This window comes from Rheinheimera sp., from assembly GCF_020217005.1.
Classification (GTDB): domain Bacteria; phylum Pseudomonadota; class Gammaproteobacteria; order Enterobacterales; family Alteromonadaceae; genus Pararheinheimera.
On the sequence record NZ_JAIWOI010000168.1, the window covers coordinates 1 to 10,000 of the forward strand.

A 10,000-nucleotide genomic window follows, 5' to 3' on the forward strand; every position below is an offset into this window, starting at 1 on the left:
CCCCCAATCCTGCAGAACCGCCTGAGCAAAGTGATTCACACCTTCAGCCGTCGATAGATCGGCAGCTATATAGCTGACCCCATCTATCGGCTGCGCTGGCAAAGTGCGCGCGGATGTCGCTACCCTGGCACCAGCATCCACAAGAGTTTTCACGACAGCGGCGCCCAGGCCCAGCGTGCCACCGGTCACAACTGCCCGCAGGCCATTCAGATGAAGATCAAAGCTCATACTGTTATCTCCAGTGATGCGATCAGGCCGCTTTCCAGACGAAAGCGGTAGGACAGAACGATCGGGCTGCCGGGGAAATTGCCAGTGACTTTGGCGCGGACGAGTTGGAAGCCGTCCTCCTGCTCAATAGCGAACGGTACGCTCGTCGCGCTGTACTTAGCCGATGCCTCGGCCATAAAGGTCTTGATGGCGTTGATCCCGGTGTAGGTGTGACCAACATCCTTCATCACGGCTTGCGCCGTGAAACAATGCGCCAAGGCCTCAGGGTTATGTTCTGCAGCGAAATACGCGGCTATTGGTTCGGGCAAAGCTAAAGTAGACATGATGAACTCCTTGGTTAGGAAAGTTCACACTATGCTCCCTTGCATTACCTTAGTGAATACCGCACAATCAGGATGGGTTATGTAGGAAATAATATATAATGCGTGGATCCGATTTCGCTGAGCTAAAGGCCTTCGTGGCTGTCGTAGAGCGTCAGAGCTTTGCCCGGGCAGCAGAACATTTGGGCCTATCACCTTCAGCTCTTAGTCAGACTATCCGGCAGTTGGAAGGCCGCATAGGCGCGCGCCTGCTGAATCGTACAACCCGTAGTGTTGCGCCATCAGCCAGTGGCGAACAGCTTTACATGCGTATAGCTCCATTGTTTCGGGAGATCTCAAATGCTGTTGCCGATGTCAGTGAAGCAACAGGTCAGGTCAGCGGCACACTTCGTATCAACACGCTGGGGATTGCAGCGAGAACTATCATTGCGCCCAGACTTGCACGTTTCCATCAAGTACACCCAGACGTGATTCTCGACATAGTTGTCGACGACTCGCTGACTGATATTGTCGCTGGCCGCTTTGATGCGGGCATTCGCGTTGGTGGAAAGCTGGAGAAAGACATGGTTGCCGTCCGCCTGACGCCAGATCTGAACATGGTTGCGGTAGCATCCCCAGACTACCTCAGACGTTTTGGTACACCGAAGTCACCTGCCGAATTACATCAGCATCAGTGCATAAACTGGCGGCTACAAATGGACGGCAGAAACCACCGCTGGGAGTTTAATAATCAAGGACAACGACTGGAAGTTGCAGTGGAAGGCCCGGTTGTAACCAATAATGCCGACATCGGCATTGCTGCTGCGCTAAGCGGGCTCGGCATTGCCTATCACTTTGAACGAGACGGTGTGAGTGAACTGTTGGCACTGGGACGGCTGATTCAAGTCCTCCCGGACTGGTCGATTTCACGCCCGGGCTTGTATCTGTACTATCCTAGCCGACAGCATAGGCCGGCCTTGCTCGGTGCTTTTATCGACTGCCTATTGGATAGAAAACCCTTCGACCAACTGCAGACTCTGGCTATTTGAAGCGGATTAGTACTCACTTTGTGCCCGCCTCTGCACCAGCTCCAGGTTTTTGGAATGTGCTTCCAGTACATTCTTGATTTTGATAATACCAAAGGGGCGGATACAAAACCCGCCCCAACATTTCATTAAAGATCTACCCCCAACCATGCCTGATGCATAGCCTTTTGCTGACGGCTTGGTTTAGCTACCGGCACTACTTTACCTGCGCCTTTAGGCTGGTCGGCCAATACCAGTGGCTGATGCTGTAAACGGCCCTGGCGGAAGTAACTGATTTGTACTTTGTCGCCTGCTTTGAAATCTTTTAGGCGTTCAGCCAAATCGGCTTTGAGTTGTAAACCATTGACTGCCACGATCAAATCCTCTGAGGTAAAACCCGCTTTCCAGGCAGGGCTGTCACGCTCAACTCGTTGTACCAAGGCAAAACCATTTTTGCTCTCTGCCGAGATACCAGAGAAGGTTTCTCGCTCCTTGTCTTGTTGCCACTGCAGACCAAAACTGGCCAATAGCTTTTCGATATCAAAGTTCAAAGGACGTTCTACTTGCTGTTGCCACCACGAATTTTGATCTTCACCTGTCAGCTCTGAAGCGATAGCTATCACGTCTTTTGCAGTAAAAGCTGTGGTTTTACCAAAACGCTGATAAAGCTGATTATGCAGTTCTCGGTAGCTGGCTTTGTGACCTGACTGTTTTAAAATCAGCTCATCCATCAGCCAACTGGCGATATAACCCTCTGAGTAGATATTCACACCAAAGTTGGTGCCATGATCGCCACCTAAGCTAATCCAGCTATCAAAACTACTTTCAGACACAGACTGTACCAAACGCCCTGGCGTGTGCATAAACTTGTCCAGCCGTTTTGCCAAATCTTTGTAAAACTCTTCTTTAGTCATTAAACCTGCGCGCAGCAGCAGCTGGTTCTGGAAATAACTGGTGGAGCCCTCAGAAATCCACAACAACTTGCTATAGTTAGGGTTCAGGTAGTCATAAGGCACTAATTCGGCAGGCCTGTAGGCTTTGACGTTCCAGGTGTGCACCAGCTCATGAGAGGCTGTGCTTAAAAACGCCAGATAATCGTCTCTTTTGCCAAAGGTGAATCTGTCTCTTTGGATCACTGTCGAATTTAAATGCTCAGTCGCGCCGCGGGCGCCATCAGTGGCATGCACAATAAACACATAACGCTGGTAAGGATAGCCCTGCCAGATTGAATCTGTTTGTTGTACCAGTTTCTCTAAGTCTTTTTGCATTTGGGTAGCGTTGTAGTTACCTTGGCCCCAAATCACTAAGTCATAATCACGACCATCAGCAGCAAAGGTTAAATGCTGGTTGATGCCTGTTTCAATTGGAGAATCAGCTAACACATCATAATTCGCAGCAACAAATTGATGCTCGTTACCGCCTTTAGCCATTCCAGAGAATGAACGCCAGCCAGCCGGCACATTCAACTGCACTGACACAGCTTCAGATTTTTGTTCGTGGCTGAACATTAAAAAAGCGCTGGAATTGATATAAGCATGAGTTTCATCAATATGACGGGTACGTTCGCCCAACTCGTTGGCATAAACACTGTATTGCACTACGACTTTACCGATGGCTGTTGGCTCTAAAGTCCAGCTGCTTTTTTCAGTTTTCTGCCAGTTTATAGCTTTCCCCTGAGCATCCACAGCGCTGAAGCCAGTCACACCTTTGGCTAAATCCAGGATCTGATACTTACCACTGCGCCATGCTGGCAGCATTAAGGTCAGGGGTTTTGCCTCTGTCGCCTGCAGTTCAACCCGTACTTGCGCCAGATGATGCTGTGGTTCAGTGATACTAATCTGATAGTTCACTTGAGCCCAACTGTAGGAAGAACTGACCATTATGATCAGTCCATAAAAAACTTTCAGAAATCTCACGCTTTAACCTCCACATCCAAAATTGAAAAAAAACCATAAATTCAAACAAATAGCGAACTAAATCCTATAAACAACCTGATTAAAGCGACCAGATTTATGTAACCCATCATGTACTATTACAATTTAACTTTTACTTTTAGTTCAAATTCTGTTCTAATGCTTAGCGTCCTGACAGGGACGACCCTATTAACTTCAGATTAAAAGTGATCAAGATGAACTATCTAACCTCTGCTGAAGAACAAAGCTGGTTACCTTACTATTTAACTAAAAAGTAACCACAAAAACATACCCTACATAATTGCTGATCTGAAGCGGACTTTTAGTCCGCTTTTTTCATTTTGTGCCAGATTCTGCTGTCGCTTTTATCATTATTGCAGATATACTTAGCTCAAACAGCGCGGATTCTGTACGTGGGGAATTATTCTGGTGGCCGAGCAGCAAAGTGATGTAAAACAACAGCTGGCAAATGCAGTCAAAGCGCGTAAGCAGCTGGAAGATACTTATGAAAGTCAGTTTAAAATCCTGTCCCAATTTGTCTCCAGACTTTCCCTCGCCTGCAAAGGTATTGATATAGATCTCGACAATAAGTTGGCGCGTCTACGTCAGGAATTTGCCAAAGGTACAGATTTAGAGAAAATTCTGCCTTTGGTCGAAAGTGCAGTTGAAGCACTGAAAAGTCTTGAATCCCGCCAGCTTTCAGACCTAAAGAAAGCACAAAGTACCTTAACAGATGCCGGAAAACTACTGCAAAAACAACGTGGCTTGCCCGATCAGTTAAGACGTGACTTGAGGGAGTTGTTAAGTAAAGTAGAAGAGCCCTCTGCAACAGTGCAGGCCTTTTTACCACATTTAACTCATTTGACTGAGTTGTATCAGTCGGCTCTGGCCACTAAACAACAAAGTGAACAAAGCAACAGTTCGGATGACAATAAGTACCAGTCTATTTGCCGTCAAATATCTATAGAACTGACTAACCTATTGAGTGAACTGGCTTTTGAGGGTAAATACGGTCAGGATATAGAAAAAATCCGCCTGACTTTATTGTCTGATGTCAGCATCGAATCTTTGCTTGAATCCTGCTTACGCACTATTGAAATTATTATTGCGTCAGTCACTGATGAACGTCAGTCGGCTCAACACTTCCTGCTGAAGTTAAATGAAGCCCTGACCGGTGTGCAGCAAGCTGTAGTTTCCTCGCTGAATAATTCCAATAGCATCAAAGAGAAAATGCTGCTGTTGAACCAGCAGATAGAACTACAAATTACCAATTTAACGGCGGACACTAAGTCTGCTACCTCGCTGGAGCAGTTACAGTCTCTGGTCAGTACTAAACTTGGCGCTATTACCACCTCATTGCGTGAAAAAGAACAGCTCGAAAGGGATGAGCGCGAGATGATGCTCAGTACCTTACGCCAAATGGAATCCCGTTTATCAGAGTTGGAACAGGAAGCAACACAATTTAAAAAACGTCTGGCCGAACAGAAATTCAGAAGCCTGCAGGATGCCTTAACAGAATTGCCTAACAGAGCTGCTTTTGATGAACGTTTTGAACTGGAGATACGCCGCGCTCAGCGTTACGGTAAACCTTTGGCTATAGCTTTGGCTGACGTCGACCATTTTAAACAGATTAATGATAACTATGGCCACAGTGCTGGTGACAAAACGCTGAAAGTGATAGCTCAGGCGTTAAAACAAAGCTTACGTGAGACGGATTTTATCGCCCGCTACGGTGGTGAAGAGTTTATTATTTTGTTCCCGGAAACACATTTATCTGAACTTAAAGTACCTCTGAATAATCTGAAGGACAGGATCAAAAAAATTCCGTTTAAATTCAAAGACCAAAATGTTCCCATTTCCATTTCATTTGGTGCGACAGAACTCAAAAGCTCCGATAACAACAGAGCGGCATTTGACCGAGCGGATGAGGCTTTATACGAAGCCAAACGTGCAGGCAGAGATTTAGTCGTACTGAAAAGCTGAACAACCTGAACTTGGGTTAAGTAGCGGCACAAGCCGGGTCATAAGGAAGTAATCTATGCATGTACAACTGAATCCTTTAGGCGCTATGGCGCTTTTATCTCAACTTGAAGTTGACCGTCTGAAAAACAACACCAGCTCTGACGCCTTTAACTTATTCCGCAATTGTTGCCTTGCAGTGCTGAACGTGGGCAGCCACACAGACAGCTCAAGTGAAATTTACGACCAATACAAAGACTTTGAAGTCAACTTATTGGCCCGTGAGCGCGGCATCAAAATTGAGTTATTTAATCCACCTCAAAGCGCTTTTGTCGATGGTCAGATTATCCGTGGTATTCATGAACATTTATTTGCTGTACTGCGCGACATTCTGTTTTTCCACACCCAACTGACTCACGCCAACCGACTTGACCTGCAAAACAGCGACCATATTACCCATACGGTGTATGACATTTTGCGTAATGCCCGTGTCATAGATTCCGCAGTAGAACCCAATATGATTGTCTGCTGGGGTGGCCACTCTATTAACGAGGCCGAATACAAATACACGAAAGAAGTGGGCTATCAGTTAGGTTTACGTGGCCTGGATATCTGCACAGGTTGTGGCCCTGGCGCCATGAAAGGCCCAATGAAAGGCGCAACCATTGGTCACGCCAAGCAGCGTAATACCAAAGGCCGTTATTTAGGTTTAACAGAACCCAGCATTATTGCAGCTGAGCCACCAAACCCTATAGTTAACGAATTGGTGATTTTGCCTGATATAGAAAAACGGCTGGAAGCTTTTATCCGGGTTGCTCATGGCATTATTATTTTCCCGGGTGGCGCAGGCACAGCTGAAGAGTTGCTGTATTTGTTAGGCATTATGCTGCATGAGAAAAACAAAGATCAGAAACTGCCTGTGATACTGACAGGGCCACAACAAAGCGCGGCCTACTTTGCTGAATTAGCCAGTTTCATAGAACAAACCTTAGGTAAAGAGGCCCTGAGCCTGATTGAAATCATCATAGACGATCCGGCTTTGGTCGCTAAGCGCCTGAAACAAGGCTGTGCTGAAGTAAGGCAATATCGTAAAAGTTGTGGTGACGCCTACCACTTTAACTGGACTTTGCATATTGACCCTGACTTCCAGCATCCTTTTGCGCCAACTCACCAAAATATGGCGTCTTTGGATCTACACCTTGAACAGGACAAAGCCAAATTAGCCGCTCATTTGCGCCGGGCGTTTTCTGGCATAGTAGCAGGCAACGTCAAAGATGAAGGCTTGAGAGCCATCAAACAACATGGCCCCTTCAAGCTGTCAGGCGAACCGGCGTTAATGAGCCTGATGGATAAGTTACTGCAGGCTTTTGTCGAACAAGGCCGGATGAAACTGCCTGGTTCAAAGTATGAGCCTTGTTATCAAATCCTGAACTGACATGGCGCATTTATTATTAATCGACGGACTAAATTTAGTCCGTCGTTTATACGCTGCACAGGAAAGACCTTTCCATAACTCCCCTGCCCCATACAGCGAAGCCACAGGCCAACAATTGCTACACAACACGGCTGAACAGTTGCAGCAAATTGTTATAAAGCTAACCAGACAATTTCAACCCAGCCACGTCCTGGCGGTATTTGAAGTTACTCACCTGAACTGGCGTACACAACTTTACCCTGGCTATAAAGCAGACAGACTGCCCATGCCTGAACATTTGCAAATCGCTTTGCCTGTATTAAAACAAAAACTGGCTGATACTGGAATTCAGAGCTTTCAGATGCCGGATCAAGAAGCGGATGATGTCATAGCCAGCCTGGCCATGACGATGCGCCAACACCAGCAGCAAGTGACTATAGTCTCAACTGACAAAGGTTACTTGCCCTTATTGGCTCAAGGAGTAGCAGTCTATGATCACTTTAACCGCCAGCAACACAGCCAAGAGACAGTGATGCAGAAGTTTGGCGTGTTACCAGAGCAGTTAGTCCGATATTGGAGCCTGGTTGGCGATAAAACGAATAATATTAGTGGTCTGACAGGCATTGGGCCTAAAACGGCAACAGAACTGTTAAAACTGGGGCCAGATATTAAAACGGCTCTGGCTCATCCGGATTGTCCGGCCAAACTAAAAGAGAAGATTGTGGCGTCTCGTGCTGAACTGCAGCTATTTATGCAGATCTTAAGTCTTAAAACTGATTTGCAGTTGGGACTGAACTTACAGCAAGTACGTTTTACAGCATGCGCAGGCAGATGATGAAACTAAAAACCATAGCCTTGTTAGTGGCAGGACTACTGCTGTATGCCGGGTTAACCAGCATCACCTTGTTGTTTTACAAAGATGATCCTGATCAGATGAACTGGCAGGACCGAGAAGCCTTTAACACTAAATATATCTACAAACTGGATTTGACCAAAGCCATCAGTCGGGATCAGGTTATAGACTATTTGGGCGGTCCTGATATTACCGAAGCAAAAAACCTGCAGCAGCAAATTTATCAGGTATTGTATTACCGCACTCACAGAACTAAAACGGACGGCATCACCACCCGCGATGAGTGCACTGCGATTTTATTTAAAAATCAGCAACTGATAGCTATTGGTGAAACCGCAGTTGAGCAATACAACCAACTGGATTAAGATGGCAACTCCCGGATCGTTAACAGCGCTTTATCAGGACTGCAATGTTTTTTATGCAGAGCCGCAGCTCAGTACAGCCCAGCAACTGGAGTTGTTGCAGAAAATCAGCATGCAGACAGCCCAACTTGCCACTAAATCACCGCTTTTACTGTTATCCCAGCTATCACTTACACCCGCGACCGGATTGGTTGCCAGCAAAATTTTCATTAAACAGGCAGCCTTATTAACAGCTATAGCTATGGCTGGTCGTTGGCCTGAAGACCTATTGTTTCAGTTATTAAAATCCTGCTTGCTGCAAGCTGTGTCTGTTAGTCAATTATTGGAAAAGTCCGCCCAAGCCGAGCCATTAAGTGCTGCTGAGCAGCAACAACTGAAATTTCCGGCCTTAGTGACAATAAAGCAGTATAAAGAGCTGGCGGAAAAAACCGGAACTTTAAACCTGTTACGCCAGTGCTATGGCAAAAACCGGGGCTTAACTAGCTGGCAAAGCCCCTATTTTAGCCAATTGCTCAGTTTTTGCTGGCAAGTGGCAAGGTTGATGTTGCCTGGCGCGGGCAAATTAATAGCACTGGAGAAAATAGCGGCCCAGCTACTGCCACAGGCTTCAACCACAGAACTGCAGTTTTGGCAGGCATTATCCTGTTTGAATAGCACTAGTTACTCCACAGGGCGTTTTGTCAGAGACTCTGATGCTAACCTGGCATTGCTTATCAGTGAAATTCAAACTACAGAACAAATGCAACTCTTGCTGCAGCCTTACGACAAATCAACAAAAGAGTTGTTGCCCGCTCTGATATGTGAAGCCAGAGATTGGCAGTTGCTTAACCCCAGACAATACAGTCAGGATGAGTGGCTTAATGGCTGGCAACAAGACAATGAGTTGCTGGCAGCTTGGCCAGAAGTGATAAATTTGCCGCCGTTAAGCTGGCTACAACAACTGAGTCATGCCGCAAAAGTGAGCCAACAAACACAACTGATTGAACAACATCCCTGGCTGATGCAACAGTTGCAGCAAAAAGCCTCAGCGCAAAGCAGGCAACAGCAAAAAATTCATTCCACCCAACATGCAATAGCTATGCTTGGTCAGGATCAATTACTACCGCTGTTAAAACAGGCCTGGCTGGAACAACATTGCCAACAACAACATCAACCTCACCATCTCTGGCTGCTTGAATTCCGGCGGGTTTTGGCAAGGGCTCTGTATCTGCTGACTCAACCTATCAAGTTCTATGTTTTAACTTTACAGCAGGCCGAGCTTTTGGCCTGGTGTTTGTGCTGGCCTTTATGGCAACAATCTGAGCTGAGGTTTTTGGCTTTATCACACCCAAACCAAGCTGTCTGCCTTGTCAGCCAATGGCTAAAGCAGCAGCTGTGGCAAAGTGAGCATTACCAACAGCTGACGTTAAAGGCTTTAAAACATCTACAGTTTAATCAAAGCTGGCAGGACGCCAGCCTGCATTACAGAACCTTACCCGTCTCCAGTCAGTCTCATCCTATGGCCTTTGTGCTGGCCTTTGCCTTTGATTTGGCGACTTCGGTGTTCTCCGATAGCGATGACAGTACCAGATTGGCACATAGCTACAGGTTCGTAGAACCACAGCTCTCTGCACAACTTTGTTCTGCGTCAGATTGGTTACTTATGCTGGTTGAACAGACTCAACCTGCCACTCAACTTATTGCAAGTTGTAGTTTTATTTCTCCATTTTCAAAAGTTATGCCGCAGGAAGTGACAGATTTATCGCAGATGTCGGCATAAACTGGAAAATAAACACCAAAACTGGTATATTTTCGCCGTTTTTCAGCACACTCTGCTGCCTCAGCTTTTATAAGAAGATCAAATTCAGCTTTGTGTTTATTACAACCAGTCCATGCAAGATTTAAGGAACGTTATGAGTTCACAAACTATTACGGTCATCAAAGGTGATGGCATAGGTCCAAGCATAG

Annotated in this window: 9 protein-coding genes; 6 read left to right on the plus strand and 3 right to left on the minus strand. The window is 46.3% G+C overall.

Going from position 1 to position 10,000, the window contains the following annotated elements; genetic code table 11:
* Nucleotides 1-228 (minus strand): SDR family NAD(P)-dependent oxidoreductase (locus LDL40_RS08225; protein WP_300994783.1); only part of this gene is annotated, 228 nt, incomplete at its 3' end.
* Entirely contained in the window at nucleotides 225-551 is a 327-nt protein-coding gene (locus LDL40_RS08230; protein ID WP_300994784.1) for a nuclear transport factor 2 family protein, read from the minus strand. The genes LDL40_RS08230 and LDL40_RS08225, both read right to left, overlap by 4 nt.
* Nucleotides 552-649: 98 nt before the next feature.
* Here LDL40_RS08230 and LDL40_RS08235 point away from each other — a divergent pair, with 98 nt between their 5' ends.
* Nucleotides 650-1,576: a LysR family transcriptional regulator gene (locus LDL40_RS08235; protein ID WP_300994785.1), complete on the plus strand. Its 927-nt coding sequence runs from the start codon at nucleotides 650-652 to the stop codon at nucleotides 1,574-1,576.
* A 125-nt stretch (nucleotides 1,577-1,701) separates the two neighbouring features.
* Here LDL40_RS08235 and LDL40_RS08240 read toward each other — a convergent pair whose 3' ends face one another.
* The gene (locus tag LDL40_RS08240; RefSeq protein WP_300994786.1) at nucleotides 1,702-3,432 is read right to left on the minus strand and encodes a M61 family metallopeptidase; all 1,731 of its coding nucleotides are present in this window, start codon (nucleotides 3,430-3,432) and stop codon (nucleotides 1,702-1,704) included.
* A gap of 462 nt (nucleotides 3,433-3,894) precedes the next feature.
* Here LDL40_RS08240 and LDL40_RS08245 point away from each other — a divergent pair, with 462 nt between their 5' ends.
* The 5 genes from LDL40_RS08245 to LDL40_RS08265 are packed head-to-tail and all read left to right on the plus strand — an operon-like array spanning nucleotide 3,895 to nucleotide 9,812.
* Nucleotides 3,895-5,448 carry a GGDEF domain-containing protein gene (locus LDL40_RS08245; protein WP_300994787.1) on the plus strand — a complete coding sequence of 518 codons (1,554 nt, stop codon included), beginning with the start codon at nucleotides 3,895-3,897 and terminating at the stop codon, nucleotides 5,446-5,448.
* A gap of 55 nt (nucleotides 5,449-5,503) precedes the next feature.
* Nucleotides 5,504-6,859 (plus strand): nucleotide 5'-monophosphate nucleosidase PpnN, encoded by a 1,356-nt coding sequence (ppnN, locus tag LDL40_RS08250; RefSeq protein ID WP_300994788.1) that lies wholly within the window; start codon nucleotides 5,504-5,506, stop codon nucleotides 6,857-6,859.
* Nucleotide 6,860: 1 nt separating this feature from the next.
* Complete coding sequence (gene xni, locus LDL40_RS08255) at nucleotides 6,861-7,673, plus strand: flap endonuclease Xni (protein ID WP_300994790.1); 813 nt, start codon at nucleotides 6,861-6,863, stop codon at nucleotides 7,671-7,673.
* Nucleotides 7,670-8,056 (plus strand): DUF3192 domain-containing protein, encoded by a 387-nt coding sequence (locus tag LDL40_RS08260; protein ID WP_300994791.1) that lies wholly within the window; start codon nucleotides 7,670-7,672, stop codon nucleotides 8,054-8,056. Before xni ends, LDL40_RS08260 begins: the two co-directional genes overlap by 4 nt.
* A gap of 1 nt (nucleotide 8,057) precedes the next feature.
* Nucleotides 8,058-9,812 (plus strand): hypothetical protein, encoded by a 1,755-nt coding sequence (locus tag LDL40_RS08265; protein ID WP_300994792.1) that lies wholly within the window; start codon nucleotides 8,058-8,060, stop codon nucleotides 9,810-9,812.
* Nucleotides 9,813-10,000 lie beyond the last annotated feature (188 nt).

Bases quoted from the DNA above. Each gene is read 5' to 3' on its own strand.
- ppnN (WP_300994788.1), top strand. From the start codon at position 5,504: ATGCATGTACAACTGAATCCTTTAGGCGCTATGGCGCTTTTATCTCAA.
- xni (WP_300994790.1), top strand. From the start codon at position 6,861: ATGGCGCATTTATTATTAATCGACGGACTAAATTTAGTCCGTCGTTTA.
- LDL40_RS08265 (WP_300994792.1), top strand. From the start codon at position 8,058: ATGGCAACTCCCGGATCGTTAACAGCGCTTTATCAGGACTGCAATGTT.
- LDL40_RS08230 (WP_300994784.1), bottom strand. From the start codon at position 551: ATGTCTACTTTAGCTTTGCCCGAACCAATAGCCGCGTATTTCGCTGCA.
- LDL40_RS08235 (WP_300994785.1), top strand. From the start codon at position 650: ATGCGTGGATCCGATTTCGCTGAGCTAAAGGCCTTCGTGGCTGTCGTA.
- LDL40_RS08260 (WP_300994791.1), top strand. From the start codon at position 7,670: ATGATGAAACTAAAAACCATAGCCTTGTTAGTGGCAGGACTACTGCTG.
- LDL40_RS08240 (WP_300994786.1), bottom strand. From the start codon at position 3,432: ATGGTCAGTTCTTCCTACAGTTGGGCTCAAGTGAACTATCAGATTAGT.